Source organism: Vibrio sp. S234-5 (assembly GCF_000960595.1).
In the GTDB taxonomy this organism is placed as follows: Bacteria; Pseudomonadota; Gammaproteobacteria; order Enterobacterales; family Vibrionaceae; genus Vibrio.
The window spans coordinates 1-387 of record NZ_JZAM01000305.1; the positions used below are offsets into that span (position 1 = coordinate 1).

Sequence of the window (387 nt, forward strand, 5' to 3'; positions counted from 1 at the left end):
TTTGCTTCCATAGACACCAGTGTGGATGAAGTGTTTTTTCCCCTCTGGCTGCTGCTCTGCATCAACACGTGCGCCGCCCGCAGCAAGAATCTCTTCTTACAGCACGCGCAGGGCAAAATCAAACTGCTCGAAAGAAATGATCAACGGTTGAAGGAAGCGAATCACAGAGCCGTCACGATCGCCTTTTTCAACCATCATGCCGCGCTCCAGCGCAGCTCGCTGAATCGCCAGTGTCAGCTTGACATCCGACACAGGCTCACCAAAATTGGTGACTTCGCTGCCTGGCTTGCGAATTTCCGCCCCTAGCATCAATCCTTTACCGCGAACCTCAGCGATACATTGCACACGTTGTTGGATTTTCTCTAGGCTGTGAAGCAGGTATTGTCC

General features: G+C 52.2%; 1 pseudogene. It reads right to left on the reverse strand.

The features are described from left to right. Positions 1-387 (reverse strand): annotated as a pseudogene (locus UF06_RS18630) (aminotransferase class III-fold pyridoxal phosphate-dependent enzyme); the annotation flags it as partial.